The 19686-nt window shown below is 33.9% G+C and carries 14 protein-coding genes; 12 read left to right on the top strand and 2 right to left on the bottom strand.

Features of this window, described 5'->3' with window-relative positions; translation table 11 throughout:
* The first annotated feature begins 1 nt into the window (after position 1).
* Genes FLA105534_RS15240 through FLA105534_RS15230 form a run of 3 tightly spaced genes read left to right on the top strand, consistent with a single transcriptional unit; the run spans position 2 to position 2596 of the window.
* On the top strand, positions 2 to 1093 hold the full coding sequence (locus FLA105534_RS15240; protein ID WP_173966979.1) for a glycosyltransferase: 1092 nt from the start codon (positions 2 to 4) through the stop codon (positions 1091 to 1093).
* A 4-nt stretch (positions 1094 to 1097) separates the two neighbouring features.
* Complete coding sequence (locus FLA105534_RS15235; RefSeq protein ID WP_173966978.1) at positions 1098 to 1502, top strand: sugar 3,4-ketoisomerase; 405 nt, start codon at positions 1098 to 1100, stop codon at positions 1500 to 1502.
* On the top strand, positions 1499 to 2596 hold the full coding sequence (locus FLA105534_RS15230) for a glycosyltransferase family 4 protein (protein ID WP_173966977.1): 1098 nt from the start codon (positions 1499 to 1501) through the stop codon (positions 2594 to 2596). Before FLA105534_RS15235 ends, FLA105534_RS15230 begins: the two co-directional genes overlap by 4 nt.
* On the opposite strand, the gene FLA105534_RS15225 is transcribed toward FLA105534_RS15230, so the two are convergent.
* Positions 2589 to 3452, bottom strand: coding sequence for a glycosyltransferase family 2 protein (locus FLA105534_RS15225; RefSeq protein ID WP_173966976.1), 864 nt, complete (start codon positions 3450 to 3452; stop codon positions 2589 to 2591). The genes FLA105534_RS15230 and FLA105534_RS15225 overlap by 8 nt on opposite strands.
* On the bottom strand, positions 3452 to 4135 hold the full coding sequence (locus FLA105534_RS15220; RefSeq protein WP_026109865.1) for a cell division ATP-binding protein FtsE: 684 nt from the start codon (positions 4133 to 4135) through the stop codon (positions 3452 to 3454). The genes FLA105534_RS15225 and FLA105534_RS15220 overlap by 1 nt, the downstream gene beginning before the upstream one ends.
* Before the next feature lie 418 nt (positions 4136 to 4553).
* Here FLA105534_RS15220 and FLA105534_RS15215 point away from each other — a divergent pair, with 418 nt between their 5' ends.
* From FLA105534_RS15215 to FLA105534_RS15175, 9 genes are all read left to right on the top strand, one after another.
* On the top strand, positions 4554 to 7568 hold the full coding sequence (locus FLA105534_RS15215) for a tetratricopeptide repeat protein (protein WP_173966975.1): 3015 nt from the start codon (positions 4554 to 4556) through the stop codon (positions 7566 to 7568).
* Between the two features lie 196 nt (positions 7569 to 7764).
* Positions 7765 to 8628, top strand: coding sequence for a PhzF family phenazine biosynthesis protein (locus FLA105534_RS15210; RefSeq protein ID WP_173966974.1), 864 nt, complete (start codon positions 7765 to 7767; stop codon positions 8626 to 8628).
* Between the two features lie 132 nt (positions 8629 to 8760).
* Positions 8761 to 10512, top strand: a complete 1752-nt coding sequence (locus tag FLA105534_RS15205; protein WP_173966973.1) for a TonB-dependent receptor — start codon at positions 8761 to 8763, stop codon at positions 10510 to 10512.
* A 181-nt stretch (positions 10513 to 10693) separates the two neighbouring features.
* Positions 10694 to 11224, top strand: coding sequence for a GNAT family N-acetyltransferase (locus FLA105534_RS15200; protein ID WP_173966972.1), 531 nt, complete (start codon positions 10694 to 10696; stop codon positions 11222 to 11224).
* 112 nt (positions 11225 to 11336) lie between these two features.
* Positions 11337 to 11681, top strand: coding sequence for an SH3 domain-containing protein (locus tag FLA105534_RS15195; protein ID WP_173966971.1), 345 nt, complete (start codon positions 11337 to 11339; stop codon positions 11679 to 11681).
* A 71-nt stretch (positions 11682 to 11752) separates the two neighbouring features.
* Positions 11753 to 12202, top strand: a complete 450-nt coding sequence (locus FLA105534_RS15190; protein WP_173966970.1) for a hypothetical protein — start codon at positions 11753 to 11755, stop codon at positions 12200 to 12202.
* A 958-nt stretch (positions 12203 to 13160) separates the two neighbouring features.
* Entirely contained in the window at positions 13161 to 14837 is a 1677-nt protein-coding gene (asnB, locus tag FLA105534_RS15185; protein ID WP_173966969.1) for an asparagine synthase B, read from the top strand.
* Positions 14838 to 15150: 313 nt separating this feature from the next.
* Entirely contained in the window at positions 15151 to 16767 is a 1617-nt protein-coding gene (gene asnB / locus FLA105534_RS15180) for an asparagine synthase B (RefSeq protein WP_173966968.1), read from the top strand.
* Between the two features lie 170 nt (positions 16768 to 16937).
* Positions 16938 to 19673, top strand: coding sequence for a M16 family metallopeptidase (locus FLA105534_RS15175; RefSeq protein WP_173966967.1), 2736 nt, complete (start codon positions 16938 to 16940; stop codon positions 19671 to 19673).
* The last annotated feature ends 13 nt before the right edge of the window (positions 19674 to 19686 follow it).

Genomic DNA, 19686 nt, shown 5'->3' with positions numbered 1-19686 from the left:
ATTGTCTCAGAAAAAAAATAAAATTGCTTTAATTGGTTATCGTCTAAATGGTGGAGGAAGTGATAAAGTGATGGCAAATTTATCTGTCTTTTTTGAAAGCCAGGGTTTTGATGTGACTATTCTTATTGTTTTAAATGAAATTAGTTTTCCATATTCAGGTACATTAGTGAATCTGGGATTATTGAAAAACGAAAGCAATGGTTTTTTTAATAAAGTAAAAAGACTTAGAGCTTTGCATAAATATTTAAATGAAAATAAATTTGATTTTATCATTGATTTTCGTTTTCGGACAAAAGTGATTCAGGAGTTAGTTTTGGCACGTTTTATTTACAACACCAAAACTATTTTTACAGTTCATAGTTTTTTGATTGATCATTATATGCCAAATAATTCTTGGCTTACACGATTAATGTACAATCACTGTTATGCAAATGTGGCAATTGTGGAAGAGATGAAAATGTTGATTGAAAATAAACACCGACTAGAAAATGTAGTCACAATTCACAATCCCGTTTATTTAGAGGAAATTAATACAAAATGCAGTGAAAAGATTAATATTGAGTTTGATTACATTATTGCAGTTGGACAATATGAAAACAAAATCAAGCAATTTGAGGAGTTGATTGCAAGTTATGCCAAATCGGATTTGTCTCAAAAAGAAATCCATTTAGTTATTTTGGGTAAGGGTAATGAATCTGATCTTCAAAAAGTGATTTTGAAGAATAGTATTTCCGGATTTGTACATTTGTTCGGATATCAGGTTAATCCTTTTAAGTATATTAGTAAAGCTAGATTTCTGGTGCTAAGTAGTAAAAATGAAGGTTTTTCGAATGTTATTGCGGAAGCACTGACTTGTCAAACTCCGGTTGTAACTTTTGATTGTGATTTTGGGCCGAGAGATTTGGTGAAGAATTTAGAAAATGGTCTTTTAGTAAAAAATCAGGATTGGGATAAGCTTACAGAAGCCATGAATCTCTTTATTGAAGATGAAACCTTGTATGCATATTGTAAAAAAAATAGTTTTGAAAGTGTTCAGCCTTTTCTATTGGAAAAAATTGGACAACAATGGTTAAATTTGATGCAGGTACATTAAAGATATGGCGACAATTCAAGATATAGATTTATTAAAAATTCCTGTAATAGAGGACTTAAGCGGGAATTTGGCTTTTATTCAAAATGATATTTTACCATTTGATTTTAAACGGGTCTATTATCTTTTTGACGTGCCTAGTACAGCTTTTCGCGGAGGACATTCGCATATAGAGCAGCATGAAATTTTAATTGCTCTTAGTGGAAGTTTTGAGGTTACTGTTAATGACGGAACTAATAAAGAAAGCTATTTGCTTAATAAGCCAAATTTTGGGTTACACCTGCCAAAAGGAATTTGGAGAGAATTGGAAAACTTTTCTTCAGGTTCTGTTTGTTTGGTTCTGGCATCAGATGTTTTTGACGAATCAGATTATATAAGGAATTATGATGTCTTTTTGAACTCCAAAAAATGAAACTACTTTATATTGTTCCTAAAATAAAAATTGCTGGAGGTGTTGCAAGAGTTACTTCTGTTAAGGCCAACTATTTTGTAGAACATTTTGGTTATGAGATACATATTTTATCGCAAAATGAAGGGGATACTTTACCTTTCTATGATTTCAATTCTAAAATTGTTTTTCATTATATGACCCTAAAAGGGAGGGGGCTTAGTTTTTTTGTTTCGTTTCAAAAAGATATAAATAAAAAAGTTAAAGAAATAAAGCCGGATGTCATTCTCATTGCTGATAACGGATTAAAAGCTTTTATTTATCCTTTTGTTTGCCGAACTAAAATCCCAATGGTTTTGGAGTGTCACGGTTCAAAATTTATCGAAGAAAAAGATCTAAAAGCGGATTTCCTTGCGAAATCGATTCGAAAAATAAAATATCAGTTTAAAGATTTCGGCGCTCGAAAATTCACTAGAATAGTGACTTTGTCTGGAGAAAGTTTAAAAGAATGGAATGTCGAAAATGGGGTTGTAATCCCAAATCCGTTATGGATTAAAAACAATAAAATTTCTAACCTACAGCATAAAAAGGTAATCGCAATTGGCAGATATTCGTTTGAAAAAGGATTAGACCGATTGTTATTAATCTGGAAAGAAATTATTCAAAAGCACTCTGATTGGACATTAGATATTTATACAGACAACATTCATTCTTTGAAAGAAAAGGCCTTAGATTTAGGTTTAGAATGGGGTATAAATTATCTGGATTTTGTTAAAAATATTGAAGAGAAGTATTATGAGGCTTCTATTTATGCAATGACTTCGAGAACGGAAGGTTTTGCAATGGTTTTATTAGAAGCAATGGCTTCAGGTTTGCCCTGTATTGCGTACGATTGTCCAATAGGTCCAAGGGCTCTTATTACCAGTGGTGAGAATGGTTTTTTAATTCCGGATGATTGTATAGAAATATATGTTGAGCAACTGTCTTTTTTAATCGAAGACCAAGAGAAAAGATCGAAATTAGGTAAAAATGCCCAAGCAGCTTCCGAGAATTACGCCGTCGATAAAGTAATGGAACAGTGGAAGTCTTTTTTAGAAAAAACGGTAATAATTAATTAGACTTTTTTAAGTTGCAAAAATACCCAAGCTTGTAGAGATCAAATAAAAATAAAGAAGGTTTTTTAGAAAGAAGATTTTTTTCAATTTTGGATCTGTTATTTTTAAAAAGATAAGCTGAAATAGAAATTAGTCTTATTTTTTTTAAAAGTTCAAACGAAGTTATAATTTTACTCTCTTCTTTTTGTATTTTATTTGAATTATAAAGAAAAACAAGATTTTCTAAAGCAATTTTGGTTTTATTTAAAAATATCTGTGAAGTTTCTAAATTCAAATGAAAAGTTGGATTTTCTATCCGAAGAATTTCAAAATGATTTGCCTTTAAAACAGAAAAGAAACATAAATCTTCATAACCATATCTTGTGATGGATTCATCAAAAGGGAATCGAATAAAAACGTCTTTTTTGACTACTAAATTTGAAGTAAGGAGAGAAAGCGCTTCTCTTTTATTTCCATAAAACCAACGAAGAAATTGTTCCTTTTGAGGTTCTTTGTTCTCGTAAATGATTCCGCCAAAAAAGATATCATTTTTCAAATCAGAAATAATATCAATATACTTTTTTATGAAATTGCTTTTTGCTGGAAAAGTATCGCAGTCTAAAATAAGCAACCAATCAAATTTAGCTTTTTGAGCCATGGAATTGATATTTTTTCCTCTTCCTAAATTAGTTTCGTTTTTAAAAAAGAAGCAGTTAGTTAAAAGATTTATCTCTTGATTGAGAGTGTTTTCGCGAAAATCGGATGCGTCGTCCTGACAAAGTATTTCAAAGTTAATTCCAATAATATTACATTGTTTTGCAACTTCTTCGACAAGTGCAAAAACATTATAATTATAAACCGGAATTAAAATAGAGAGCATTATACACTGCGTTGCACCACTTCAAAAATTCTTTCATCCTCACATTTTAGGGTTTTAGACGGGAATTTCATCAGTAAAGCATAGTCATGAGTTACCATGATCACTGTTTTACCGTTGGCATTGATTTTTTTAAGTACTTCAAGAACCTCTGAGCTGGTTTGCGGATCAAGGTTTCCGGTTGGCTCATCGGCTAAGATAAATTCAGGATCGTTTAAAAGTGCTCTCGCAATAGCAACACGCTGCTGTTCACCTCCTGAAAGTTGATGTGGCATTTTGTTTAGGAATTCTTTCATGCCTACCTTATCCAGAACTTCATCGATTTTATGCTCCATGGCTTCTTTTTCAGACCAGCCGGTAGCTTTTAAAACAAAAAGCATATTGTCTTTTACGGAACGGTCCGGAAGTAACTTAAAATCCTGAAACACAATTCCGATTTTACGTCTCAAATATGGAATTTCGCTTTCTTTTAAAGTTGCCAAATCAAATTCAACGATATGTCCTTCACCCTCAGTTAAAGGTAAATCACCATAAAGCGTTTTCATGAAACTACTCTTTCCGGAACCTGTTTTTCCAATTATATAGATAAATTCACCATGCTGAACATCTAAATTAATGTGAGATAAAATTTTCTTTCCTTCCTGATATATAGTGACTTCTTTAAGAGACAGTACGGTTTGCGACATAATAAAATTAATTTGAATGGTAAAAGTAATAAGATAACGCTTGGATTCAAAATAAATTTCAATCATTTCTGTGGGAAATTTTTAAAAAGCAGCCACGAATTAAGAGGATTAGAAGGATTTAAGTCTTTTTTTAGACAGAAACGTAAAATTTACTTAGTTGAATCTTCACAATAAAATGTATAGCTGAAATGAAACGTAATAAGTTGTATAAGTTTGTTTTATGACAGAGTGATGACTGTTTTTAGGTTAAATTAATTAAAGGTTGGTAATGGAGTTAAACTCAGTTGATAAAGCATCTAATTTAGAATTATTTATACGGCAGATAGGGTTTAATTAATTTTTTGTTCATAATAAAAGCCGGAAACGTTTCGTTATAAACGGTATAAAATGATACATTTGAATACTAAATATAATTAAAATGCGTAAACTTCCCTGGTTCTTTTTATTACCAATTATTCTTTTTTCGACCATAGTTTCGGCACAAAAATCAGCTATTTATACTTACGACTTAAAGGATTTTGACAAAGCACTAGCTTTATACAATGACAAACAATATGCTTCGGCCCAACTTATTTTCGAACAGGTTAAAAACAATGCAACAACCGAAGAGGTTCAGTCAGATTGTGCTTATTATATTGCCAATTGCGCCATTCGGACAAACAAAGTAAATGCCGATGCTCTGATCGAAAAATTTGTAAACGATTATCCAACGAGTACGAAACAAAATCAGGCTTATATTGAAGTTGCCCAATACTTTTTTGAACAGGGAAATTATCCAAAAGCTTTACAATGGTTTGATAAAGTAGATGAAAGCTACATGAGTAAATCTGATTCGGATAGATTTAATTTCCAAAAAGGATACAGTTATTTCAATGCTAAAAAGAAAAAAGAAGCCACAACTTATTTTAATAAGGTTGTAAATTCTCCTGATTTTGGTTCCCAGGCCAAATATTACTTAGGATTTATGGCTTATGAAGGCGATGATTATAAAGAAGCAACTAAGTATTTTGATGAAGTTTCGGGAGAAGAGAAATACAAAGAAAAGCTTTCGTATTATCAGGCCGACATGAATTTTAAGTTGGGGAGTTTCCAAAAAGCAATCGATTTGGGGCAAAAAGCCATGAGTAAATCGAATGATTTGGAAAAGTCAGAACTGAACAAAATTATTGGAGAAAGTTATTTCAATTTAAAGCAATATGGTAAAGCGATTCCGTTTTTAGAGCAATATGCCGGTAAAAAAGGAAAGTGGAATAATACCGATTTCTATCAATTGGGATATGCTTATTATGAACAAAAAGAATATGAAAAAGCAATCTCTCAATTCAATAAAATTATCGAGGGGAAAGATTTCGTTGCTCAAAATGCGTATTATCATTTAGGTTTGGCTTATTTAAACACGGGCAAAAAACAAGAGGCTCTAAATGCATTTAAAAATGCTTCGGAAATGGATTTCAATGCCCAGATTCAGGAAGATGCCGCTTTGAATTACGCAAAGCTGAGTTATGAAATTGGGAATGCCTATCAAACCGTTCCTGGAATTTTACTTGATTTCCTAAAAAAATACCCAAACAACTCCAGTAAATCAGAAGTAGAAAAATTATTGGTTGACTCTTATATTTCTTCTAAAAATTATAAAGAAGCGCTGTCTTTATTAGAGAAAAACAGGTCGCCAGAGAATAAAGCAGCTTATCAAAAAGTGCTTTTTTACAGAGGTGTTGAATTGTACAATGAATCAAACTATCAGGAAGCAGGGAAAATGTTTAAAAGTGCTATTAGCGAACAAAAAACACCTGAATTTACAGCCCGTGCTACTTTTTGGAAAGCAGAAACGGAATACATGACTGATGATTTTCAAAATGCTTTGTTAAGCTACAAACAGTTTGCCGGATTAGCTGCTGCTAAAACTACCAATGAGTATAAAAATATCAACTATAATATTGGTTATGCCTATTTTAAACTCAAAGAATACGATCAGGCAGGGAATTCTTTCCAGGCACAAATTGATAATTCAAAGGAAGATAAAGTGCGTTTAAATGACTCTTATTTACGTTTAGGAGACAGTCGATTTGTAAACTCGAAGTACAGTGCTGCAAATGAAGCCTATGCAAAAGCTATTGAAGCAAAAGGAGTTGATGCCGATTATGCACAGTTTCAAAAAGCAATTTCTTACGGATTTATGTCTAAAAATGACAAGAAAGCCGATGAATTGAATAATTTTCTTCAAATGTATAAAAAGTCGTCTTATCGTGATGATGCTTTGTATGAATTAGGGAATACTTATGTAGCCGAGAAAAAGAACGATCAAGCCCTTAAAACATATGATCAGTTAATTTCAGAATTTAAAAATGGTTCGTTTACTTCAAAAGCGATTTTAAAACAAGGGTTGATTTATTACAATTCAGATCGTGACGATCAGGCTTTGGTAAAATTTAAGAAAGTAGCAGCTGAGTTTCCTAAAACTCCCGAAGCTCTGGAAGCAGTTTCAACTGCAAGATTGATTTATGTAGACTCTGGAAAAGTGGATGAGTATGCAACCTGGGTTCGTACATTAGATTTTGTGGCAGTTACAGATGCCGAGCTGGATAATGATACTTATGATGCGGCTTTCAAGCAATACAGTCAGAATAATAGCAAGCCGGCTATAACTGGTTTTACAGGTTATATAAATAAATTTCCAAAAGGAATGCATGCGCTGGAAGCCAACTTTTATTTAGCACAATTGTATTTTGCCGAAGGTTCAGAAGCAAAATCGACTGCAAACTATCAATATGTAATTGATCAGCCAAGAAGTGAATTTACAGAACAGTCGTTGACAAGATTGGCACAAATTTTCCTGAAAACAAAAGATTGTGATAAGTCGGTTCCGGTGTTGGTGCGTTTAGAAAATGAAGCCGATTTTCCTCAGAATAAAAGTTTTGCACAGGCTAATCTGATGAAATGTTACTACGACAAAAAAGATTATGATAATTCAGTAGTATATGCTGATAAAGTATTGCAAAATGCAAAAGCCGATGCAAACGTTAAAGCGGATGCTCAGATTATCGTAGCGCGTGCGGCAATGCAGACCGGAGACGAAGATAAAGCCAAAAGTGCCTACGCTAAATTATCGGCAACTTCGAAAGGAGAATTAGCAGCAGAAGCACTGTATTATGATGCGTATTTTAAAACCAAAGAAGGAAAATTTGATGCTTCGAATGTTTCCGTGCAAAAGCTGGCTAAAAACTACTCGGCCTACAAATATTACGGGGCGAAAAGTTTAGTCTTGATGGCAAAGAATTTCTATGGATTAAAAGACAGTTATCAGGCGACTTATATTTTAGATAACGTAATTAATAATTTTACTGATTATCCGGATGTTGTTGAAGAGGCTAAAACGGAGTTGAGTGCGATTAAGTTGGAGGAAGCAAAAACGAATTCTTCAATTAATAAGTAAGAACAAAGAGTAGAGAAGATAGAAAATAGAAAAAAGAGGCAAGAAGCAAGATGAAAGATTGCTGAGAAGTCTTTTCTCTTTGTTCTTGCATCTATTAAAAAAAACAAGAATAAAAGATTATAGAGAATAGAAAATAGAAAAAGAAGCAAGATTACTGAGAAGTCTTTCCTCTATTTTCTCAAAAAAAAAGAGAACAATGAGTTTACCATTTTATATAGTTGATGTTTTTGCCGATAAAAAATATACAGGAAATCAGTTGGCCGTTTTTACGGAAGCGGAGAATCTTAGTACTGGAGAAATGCAGCAGATGGCACGCGAGATTAATTTTGCAGAAAGCACATTTATAACAAAGCTCGACAGAGAAAAAAACAAAGCAGAAATTAGAATCTTTACTCCTGCTCATGAAATGCAGTTTGCAGGACATCCTATAATTGGAACTTCGTGGGTTTTAATCAACAAAATATTTGATAATTCCCCAGAGAATATCACATTAGAAGTTCCTATTGGACCAATTCCGATTCATCAGTCTGAAGATTTAATTTGGTTAAAAGCAGCACAGCCGAAATTTTGGGATATTTTTTCGAAAGAAGATTTTACATCATTCAGCAATCTGAAAAAGGAAGATTTCGAAAATCAATTTCCAATTCAGGAAGTGACAACCGGAAGTGCGTTTGTAATGGTTGGGCTAAGTAATAAGAAAGCACTGGAAAATTTGGTTTTAGATAAAGATAAAGCAGATCAATGGATGAAAAGGAACTGCAAAACAAGTTACAGAGGTCTTTATTTTTATTATTTAGAAGACTCCAAATTGTTTAGCAGAATGCTTTGTGTAGAACACAATCAATTGGTTGAAGACGCAGCAACAGGGAGTGCAAGTACATGTTTGCAAGCTTTTCTTTTAAAGTATCATTTGCCGCAAATTGAAATGATTAATTATCAGGGGGATTATATCAATCGTCCGTCTCAAATCTATTTTAATGGAAAATTAACTGAAAATCAGTTTGAGATCAAAATAGGTGGAAAGGCACAGTTTGTTGCAAAAGGAGAATGGGAAGTTTAGTTTAAGAAGTTAGAATAAAGAGAATAGAGTACAGAGAATAGAATATAGAATTATAGAGTTAGAAGAAAATTTAGAAAAGAAAGGAAGTCTATACTCTTTATTCTATTTTCTTTCCTCTCAAAAAAAAGATATATGAAAATTAATTGCCAGAATAAAATCATCATTTTACTAGTAATGTTTGTTGTGCAGTTTTCATTTTCGCAAAAGAAAAATGAAACAATCGGAACAGAAACAGTAAACGTAGTAAAACCGTATTCGCCAACAATTTCAGATGCTTTTAAAGTAAAAGAAACACCTTCGCTTGACGATACCGGAAATCAGCCAAAAGAAACTATAAAATATAGTATTTTATCTGTTCCCGTGGCTTCTACATTTACTCCATCAAAAGGAAAGGCCGAAGGTGTTGAGAAATCTAAAAAAGAAAAACTATTTAACAATTATGCCACTTTAGGAGTAGGTAATTATGGTACTTTAAATGCTGAATTATTTGTCAATCAGGAGTTGGGGAACAACGATTATGTAGCAGGAATGTTTCGTCATCACTCTTCTCAGGGCGGAATTAAAGGTGTAGATTTAAATGATGAGTTTTACGATACGGCGCTAAATGTAGGGTATGGTGTAAACAATCGTGATATGTCCTGGAATGTTGATTTGGGCTATCAGAATCAATTGTACAACTGGTATGGTTTACCAGCTGATTTTGGTGCTACTTTGGTCGGACAAACCCGAGATGATTTAATAAGAGGGATCAATCCAAATCATTCTTATAACACTATTTCTTTAGGTGGTAATGTAGCTTTTACAGAGGGAATTTTTAGTAAGATCTCGACCAAGTTTACGCATTTCTCAGATAGTTTTTCATCGTCAGAAAATCGGTTCTATGTGAAACCTTCTTTCAAAGTAGAAATAATGGATCAATCCATAAATACCAATATTATTGTAGATCATGTTAGCGGATCTTTCGAACATAATTATGCTCACGATAATACAAACCCTTTAAAGTACAGCCTTACGAATTTTGGAATTGAACCAAGTTTTGTGATTTTAGAAAATGACTGGACATTGGAGCTAGGAGCCGGATTGTTTTATGGTTTGGATTCTGAAAACAGCGGAAACAAGTTCTATATTTATCCAAAAGTGAATGCTTCCTATAAACTGGTTGGGGATTTGATGATTTTCTACACAGGAGTAAACGGAGGTTTGAATCAAAATTCTTATGCTGATTTTGTTACCGGGAATCCGTTTTTATCCCCAACACTTAATATGAAACCTACCAATAATCAATATACCGTTTTTGCAGGTTTAAAAGGGAAATTGGCCAACAATGTGAGTTATAATCTTACAGGTTCTTATCTAAATGAAAAAGATAAAGCATTGTACAAAGGCAACGATTATACAGAGGATTTTTCCAACCAAAATTATGCTTTTGGAAACTCATTTGGAGTAATTTATGATGATGTGAGAACCTTCCGTTTCTATGGAGAATTAAAAGCTGATTTTTCTAAAAATGTCTCTTTTGGAATCAACGGTACTTTTAACAGCTATAAATTCGACGGTATAGAAGCATGGAATTTACCTTCTATGAAACTGAGTTCAAATCTGGACGTAAATATTACGAAGCAATGGTATGCTGGACTGAATGTTTTCTTTGTGGGAGAGCGTAAAGACATGCAATCGAATTTAAATTTAGGAATAGATCCGGTGATTACAACACTAAAAAGTTATTTTGATGCCAATGCACATTTAGGTTATAAATACAACGAACGTTTGACTTGCTTCTTAAAGCTTAATAATATAGGAAATCAGGCCTATGAAAAATGGCTGAATTATCCGGTACAAGGATTTCAGGTAGTTGTTGGAGCTAACTATAAGTTCGATTTTTAAGTTTTTTTTAACCGCAAAGCACGCAAAAGTTTTTTATTTTGCGTTACGCAGATAAAATACAAAGTTCGCAAAGCTATTTCAACATAAAGCTTTGCGAACTTTGCGTTTGCTAAGTGCGATTCATGATAAAAAACTTTTGCGTGCTTTGCGGTTAAATAGACAGATAATTAAAATAATTAAGATGAAAATTAAACTCAGACAAGAAAATGAAAAGGACCATAAAAGTGTTTTTAATTTAATTGAGAAGGCTTTTGAAAAGGAAGAATATAGTGACCATAAAGAACAATTTTTGGTTGAAAGATTAAGAAAATCAGACGCTTTTATTCCTGAACTATCTATTGTTGCCGAAGTAGAGAATGAAATTGTAGGGCACATTTTATTGACAAAGTTAGAAATCAAAAACGATACGGAAACTTTTGAATCTTTGGCATTGGCGCCGGTTTCTGTGCTACCTGAATTTCAGGGAAAAGGAATTGGTTCAAAACTTATATTACACAGTCATAAAGTAGCGAAAGAGTTGGGTTACAAATCGGTTATATTATTAGGACATCAGGACTATTATCCGAGATTTGGTTATGAACTTTGTGAAAGATACAATATCGAGATGCCTTTTGAGGTTCCTGCAGAGAATTGTATGGTGATTGCTTTAACCGAAAATGGATTATCAGGAGTAAGTGGAAAAGTCATTTATCCGGCTGCTTTTTTTGAGTAATAATTAGGAGTCTTTTCTTTCAACTGTTTTTAGGATCTTTATGGCTTAGTGTCAAAAGAGGATTTTGACAACGAAAGAATTGGTAGCTCATTTCATAAAAAGACAATAAACGATGAAAGTATTTAAAATTCTTGAAGCATATAAGATACAATATGAAAATCCTATTACTCTCAATATAGGCGAGACTGTAAAATTGGGAGAAGAGGAGACAGAAGAAAAGTGGAAAGGATGGATTTGGGCCAAAAATGAGAGTAACAAAGGCTGGGTACCGGTTCAGATACTTGAAATTTCTACGGATAAAAAAAAGGCAAAAGTTTTAGAATATTACACTGCTAAAGAACTGAATGTCGATAAGGATGATGAAATTCTAAAAATTAAAAGCTTAAACGGTTGGACATGGGTGAGAAAAATTCTGACTAATGAAGAAGGATGGATTCCCGATGAAATAATAGGTTAAAATATAAAAAGAAGACTTTTTTATTTAAAATCTCTGCACCTCTGTATCTTTGCACCTCAGTACCTAAAAAAATGACTTTTAAACAAAAAATACACTCGCATTACCTGCAAATGGTTCAGGATCGAATAGATGTTTTTAGAGACATGATTTCGGCTTTGACCGAAGATTCTAAAAACGATGCCAAAGGTTCTGCTGGAGACAAACATGAAACTGCTTTGTCTATGATGCATATCGAACAGGAAAAACTCACCAATAAACTGAAAGAAGCTATTGCCCAAAAAGCGATTTTAGATAAAATTGATGCCTTAAAAACTACTGAAAATATCATTTCGGGAAGTTTGGTGAAAGCCAACGGAATTTATTTATATGTAAGTGTAGCACTTCCTAAAATCAATGTTGACGGTGTAAATGTTATTGCGCTTTCTCCGCAATCTCCTTTAGGGGGCCATTTAATGGGGAATAAAGTGGGATTTACTTTTGAAATTAACGGGACCAAATATTTAATTCAGGAAATTAATTAAATGGATTATCTGTATTTAATATGCAGCTTCTCTTTGTTTGGGGCTGCTTTTGCTTTGTATAAACTACACAAACTTTGGTTAAAGGATGTTACTGAAAAAAATGATCAGTATAAATTTCAAATTAATTTTCAGTCTTTCAAAAATTGGCTTTACGTAGTGATGTTGATACTAGGAGGAATAGTTTATTTTTTCAGAGCCTTACCTTAATATTTCTTTTTTAAACTTTTTTAAATCTAAATGTGTCGTTCCTCTGGAACTTTGCTTTGATGATTGTTTTTTTCAACAGATTAAAATCCGTTGCTATAAAAATATCGAGCCGAAGGCTCTTGTAAATTGCTCTTTTGAAACTTTGTTTAGGTTGTTTTTTTTGGAATAAAAATCGGTTGTTAGAATATATGTCTAGCCAAAGACTCTTATGCGTCACTCTTTCTAAACTTTGTTTAGGTTATTTTTTTTACGGATTAGAATCCGTTACTAGAATATTTGTTTAGCGAATGGTTCTAGTGTATCACTCTTTTTGAACTTTGTTTACGGGATTGTTTTTTCAGCAGATTAAAATTCTCTGTTGGGATATTAGGTAGAATTTAGGGTTTTTATGCAAAAGTTTCGAAGGAATGCTTTATTTTGTAACGACGGATTTCAATCCGTCGAAAAGGTATAAACACGAGTCATAAGTTCCGTAGGAACGACCCATATAAAATCTGTCAATGATTCTGAGATATCGTGAAGTTTAACTTATAGATCGTTCTTTGGATTTGCGTTTTTTACTTCTATTAAACCTGAAATTGAAATTTTTAAGTTTGAGGCTTTTTTAAATACTTAAATTTTATGTTTTATATGTAAAAACTGTTTTTTGGTTTTAAATTGTAATTAAAATAGCGATATGTGTTTTTCAATTATAACTAATATTGCATCTTTGCTTTGTCAAAATGAAGTTTAAAAATAAAAATATAGCGTTATGTGTGGAATTGTATGTGCCTTTGATTTAAAGCAAAAAGCCGAAACTTTAAGACCTCAAGTATTAGAGATGTCTAAAATTATCCGTCACCGTGGACCGGATTGGAGCGGAATTTATAGCAATGATAAAGCAATTTTATCGCACGAGCGTCTGGCAATTGTAGATCCGGCTTCAGGAAAACAACCTTTATTTACCGAAGATAAAAAATTGGTTTTGGCTGCAAACGGCGAAATTTACAACCACAGAGAATTGCGTAAACAGTTTCAGGGAAAGTACAACTTTCAGACAGAAAGTGATTGCGAAGTAATCTTAGCACTTTACAAAGAAAAAGGACCTCATTTTGTAGATGAAATGAACGGAATTTTTGGATTTGCAATCTATGATGTTGACAAAGACGAGTACTTCATTGCTCGTGACCACATGGGAATTATTCCATTATATATTGGTTGGGACCAGCATGGGACTTTTTATGTTGCTTCTGAATTAAAAGCTTTAGAAGGATATTGTACAAAAATCCAATTGTTTCCTCCTGGACATTATATGACAAGTAAAGACGGTGAATTTGTGCAGTGGTACAAAAGAGATTGGACAGATTATGAGGCAGTAAAAGATAATGAAACAAGTATTCCTGAAATTAAAAAAGCACTTGAAGCAGCAGTTCATAGACAATTAATGAGTGATGTCCCTTATGGCGTTTTACTTTCCGGAGGTTTAGATTCTTCGATCACGTCGGCAGTAGCCAAAAAGTTTGCACAAAAACGTATTGAGTCAGATGATACTACAGATGCCTGGTATCCGCAGTTGCACTCTTTTTCAGTAGGATTGGAAGGTTCTCCTGATTTAGCGGCTGCACAGGTGGTAGCAAAACATATTGGAACCATTCACCACGAAATTAAATTTACTATCCAGGAAGGATTAGATGCCGTTCGTGATGTTATTTACAACTTAGAAACCTATGATGTAACGACCGTTAGAGCATCGACTCCAATGTGGTTGATGGCGAGAGTCATCAAATCAATGGGGATTAAAATGGTATTGTCAGGTGAGGGAGCAGATGAGTTGTTTGGAGGGTATTTGTACTTTCATAAAGCACCAAATGCGAGAGAATTTCACGACGAAAACGTTCGTAAATTAGGGAAACTGCACATGTACGATTGTTTACGTGCCAATAAAAGTTTAGCAGCTTGGGGAATTGAAGGACGTGTTCCGTTCCTGGATAAAGAATTTATGGATGTAGCAATGAGAATCAACCCGCAGGATAAAATGATAAACAAAGAACATTCAATGGAAAAATGGGTGGTTCGTAAAGCATTTGAAGACATGTTGCCTGAAAGTGTTGCCTGGAGACAAAAAGAGCAATTTTCGGATGGTGTTGGATACAGCTGGATTGATACTTTGAAAGAAGTGGTAGCCAAAGAAGTTTCGGATGAACAATTGGCAAATGCAAAGTATAAATTCCCGTTACAAACGCCAACTTCTAAGGAAGAGTATTATTATCGTTCGATTTTTGCGGAACATTTTCCAAGTGATGCGGCTGCATTATGTGTGCCACAGGAAGCCAGTGTGGCTTGCAGTACAAAAATAGCTTTAGAATGGGATGAAGCTTTCAAGAACATGAATGATCCATCAGGAAGAGCTGTGGCAAGTGTACACGATGATGCTTACGCTAAAGCATAAACAAGTATTTTTAGAATTAGTATATATATTTCCGAAAGACGTTCTCAGCACTGAGGACGTTTTTCTTGTCTTATATTGTTAAAAGGTATTGTTTCAATTAGTTAAAAGTTTTTTTTGGAAATAGTTTGACTTTCTTTTTTATATTTGGTATTCACTGAAATAAAATTAAAAGAACTAAATATTGTAGCTTAATAAGTACATAAAATTCAGAAATAATATTTAGCTTAGCCGAACATTAGAAAAACATAAGATATTTAATTAACCGATTTAATATCGGCAATATAGAGAGAATAATAAAAAAATATAGAACAGTATGTCTGGATTATTAGCTGTTATAGGTAAAGGAAAAGACCCGCAACTCGTAAAAGAGCTTTCTGCAAGAATGTCACATCGTGGTCCTGATGAAAGTGATTTACATATTATGGAAAATGGCAGTATTATGTGCCATGAAAGTTTGTCAATTATTGATTTAAAATCTGGAAAGCAGCCTATTAAGGGAACTAACAAAGCCTGGATGGTGCATGATGGAGAAATCTATAACTATCAGGAACTAAAAGACACGGTTTTAAAAGAGCATAGCTTTAGAACAAAATCTGATTCAGAAGTCATAGTTCATTTGTACGAAGAATTTGGACACAAATTTTGTAATATGCTGGATGGCGACTTTGCTTTTGTGATTATTGACGGGGATAATTATATTGCAGCTAGAGATGCGGTTGGTGTAAAACCTTTGTATTATGGACTGGATGAGAGAGGAAGAATCTATTTTTCATCAGAAATGAAGTCAATTTCAGATCAGTGTAAATCCTTTTCAACTTTTCCTCCTGGACATTATTATACAGGTAAAACCGGTTTTGTAAAATATTACAATCCGGAATATGAAGACCATTCTAATGCCAGTCAAAAATTAGATTTAGATTTAATTCGGGAGACTTTAGTTGAAGCAACCCGTAAACGTTTAATGAGCGAGGTTCCTGTTGGGGTATTACTTTCCGGTGGATTAGACTCTTCATTAACATCGGCAATCGCTGCCCGTTTATTGAAAGAAAACAGCGAAAAATTGCATTCATTTTCGATCGGATTGGATGCTGACGCACCAGATAACAAAGCGGCGAGAGCAGCAGCGGAGTTTTTAGGTACGGAACACCATGAAATACATTTTACAGTAGAAGAAGGAGTTGAAATTTTGGAAAAAGTAATTTACCATATTGAGACTTACGATATTATTTCGGTAAGATCCGGAGTACCAATGTATTTGCTGTCAAAGGCAATTGCGGATAAGGGAATTAAAGTAATTCTTTCGGGTGAAGGAGCGGATGAAGTTTTTGGAGGTCATTTGTATTTTAGAAATGCACCATCCGCACAGGAATTTCAGGATGAAACAATCGAAAGAGTACAAAAAATGTTTACCGCTGATTTGTTACGTGCCGACAAAATACCAATGGCGCACGGATTAGAAGCGAGAATTCCGTTCCTGGACAAAGAGTTTTTAGAGGCTGCAATTCGAATTAAAACCGAAGAGAAACAGCCAAAAACATACGATGGAATTGAAAAATACATTCTAAGAAAAGCATTTGATACACCAGAGAACCCGTATTTACCGCAGGAAGTTTTATGGAGACAGAAAGAGCAGTTTTCGGATGGAGTAGGATATAACTGGGTCGATGAACTGATCGACTATTGTGCCGGACAGGTTTCTGACGAACAGTTGGCGGGAGCAAGTGCTGAATTCCCATATAATTCGCCAACAACCAAAGAGGCTTATCTTTACAGATCGATTTTTCATAAATTCTATCCACAGGTAAGTGCCGCGCATACCGTTAGAAAATGGATTCCAAGATGGCAGGAAAATCAGGATCCAAGTGGAAGAGCTAACGCAGCACACGTAAAAGCAGGTGTTGAAACTTCCAAAGCGGGAGTTACGGTCTAAAATTTGAAACTTGGAAATAAAACATAAAATCCGGAAAGACATGTCAAATGTACTTCCGGATTTTTTTTAAGATCTAAATTTCTAAAAACTAAGTTAATTACGACGCATCCTGTTTAGGAAAAATATTATATTTGGTTACCATTAAAAACTAACCTTATTTAAAATTACCTATGAGAAATTTATTGTTTAGTAGTATTTTATGCTGCTCATTTGCGTCGTTAAGTGCTGTTTATGCACAAAAAACCGATGTGCCAAAATATATCAAAAATGTTGAAGGAGTAAAAGAATATTCCTTGAATAACGGATTGAAAGTTCTTTTAATTCCGGATGCTTCACAAAGTAATATGGTGGTGAATATCGTTTACAATGTGGGGTCCAGAAACGAAGGTTACGGCGAGAAAGGGATGGCTCACTTATTAGAGCACATGCTTTTTAAAAGCACCAAGAATTTGGGAGACATTAAAAAAATGCTCTCTGAAAAAGGAGGATCTGCCAACGGGACTACCTGGTTAGATCGTACCAATTATTATGAAGTTTTTCCATCCAATGATGAAAATCTAAAGTGGAGTATTGAAATGGAAGCAGACCGAATGATCAATGCGACCATTTTACAAACAGATTTAGACAAAGAGTTTTCTGTTGTTAGAAACGAGTTTGAGATAGGAGAAAACAACCCTGACGGTGTTTTGCAGGAAAGGGTACTTTCTGCGGCTTATTTGTGGCATAATTACGGAAAAAGCACCATTGGAAGTAAGGAAGATATCGAGCGTGTAAAGGCAAAAACATTACGAGTTTTCTACGAAAAGTATTATCAACCGGACAATTCAACTTTAATAATTGCCGGAAAATTTGATGAGAAAAAGGCTTTGCAATACGTAGGGCAGTATTTTGGAGGTATTCCGAAACCTAAAAGAGTTTTGGATAAAACTTATACTATAGAACCGGCCCAGGACGGTGAAAAATATGTTGAGTTGAAAAGAGCGGGTGACAGTAAAAATATTGGAGCTTTATACCATACTGCGGCTTACGCAGATAAAGATTACGCTGCTATTGATGCTTTGGGTGAAATTTTAACGGCTGATCCATCAGGTTACCTATATAAAACGTTAGTTGAAACTCAAAAAGTATCCAGTATTTATTATTGGCAGCCAACTACCAGAGATGCCAGTTTTGTGTACTTTGGAGTAGCAGTTCCTAATGATAAAGATGTTGTAGCAACAAAAGAATTAGTGAGAGCCGAACTGGATAAAATAGGATCGACCAAATATACAGACGAAGATGTAAGCAGGGCTAAGGCTAAAATCATCAAACAAATTGAGAGTGTAAAAAATAACACCGTTTCCTTTGCTATTAATCTTACAGAAATTATTGGGGCAGGAGATTATAGACTAGGGTTTTTGTACAGGGATGCAATCGAAAATCTAACGAAAGAAGATATACAAAGAGTTGCCGAGAAATATTTTAGAAGCAATAACAGAACTGTTGGAGTATTTATTCCTTCAAAAGACGAGCAAAGAGTTAGGCCGGCAGAATATACAGACGAACAATTGTTGGCCTTTACTAAGGATTATAAAGGAAAAGCACTTGAAAAAGAAGCGGCTCCATTTGAAGCTTCGATCAAGAATTTAAAGCAAAATTTTGCAGAAGGAAAACTTGGTAATGGCGCAAAATATGGCTTGATTAAAAAAGAAATTAAAGGAGGAAAAGTTCAGGCAAGTTTTAAATTTCCGGTAAGTAATGAAAAAGATTTGTCAGGAAAATCAGATGTGGGGGCTATTTTGGCTCAATTGTTAAAAACGGGTACAAGTACCAGAACAAAAGAACAAATCAGTGATCGTTTGGATCAATTAAAATCAAGTTTGTATTTTGATTTTTCGGGACAAACATTATCAGTAGATGTTAATACTTATAAAGAAAGTTTTAAAGAAGTGATGGACATTTTAGGAGATTTGCTGGTTAATGCTACTTTTCCGCAAAATGAGCTAACCAAAACGATTAGCGAATACAACACGTACTTAGAATCGAGTTTAAATGATCCTCGTTCTGTAGCATTTATAGAGCTTTCAAGACAAACGTCAAAATATCCTAAAGAAAGTATTTTTTATACGGCAACTGTTCAGGAGCAAATTGATGCTTATAAAAAGATAAAGCAAACAGAAATTGTTGATTTCTATAAAAATATTTTAGGAGGAAACAACGGAGTTGGAACTGTGGTAGGAGATTTAGAGGCTAAATCGACAGCTCAGATTTTAGAGAGCACTTTTGGAAAATGGAATTCCAAATCGAAATATGAAAGAGCATTGCCTACTTATTTCGAAACTCAGAAAGCAGATAAAGATTACATTACCCCGGATAAGGAAAATGCCGTTGCGGTAGGAAAAATTAGTTTTAAAATGAATCAGAAAGATGCTGAATACCCTGCATTTGTGATGGCAAATGAAATTTTAGGAAGTGGAGGATTTTTGAGTGCCAGAATACCAATGCGATTGAGAGAAAAAGAAGGAATCAGTTATGGAGCGGGATCTTTTGTAAATGTACCGATTACAAATGATGTTGCGTATTGGGCTTATTATGCGTTTTTAAACCCAACGAAAAAAAGTGCAGTTGAGGTTGCTGCAAAAGAGGAGATTGCTAAAGCGTTAAAAGATGGTTTTACAGCCGAAGAATTAAAATCAAACCTGGTAAGCTGGTTAAATGAAAGAAAAACCAGATTAGGCGATGACGGAACTTTAATGACTTTGACTAATACTTATTTGCAATACGGAATTCCTTTGGAAGATTATGACGCTCTTGAAAGTAAAGTAAAAGCATTAAAAGTGGAAGAGGTAAATTCTGTGGTGAAAAAGTATTTGAGCTTAGATAAAATGACTTCCATTTATGCAGGAGATTTTAATAAAAAACAATAAAGCTTAGAAAATC

Origin of the sequence: Flavobacterium collinsii (genome assembly GCF_902804485.1) — a bacterium.
Taxonomy (GTDB): Bacteria; Bacteroidota; Bacteroidia; order Flavobacteriales; family Flavobacteriaceae; genus Flavobacterium; species Flavobacterium collinsii.
This window is presented reverse-complemented; position numbering and strand designations above follow the sequence as displayed.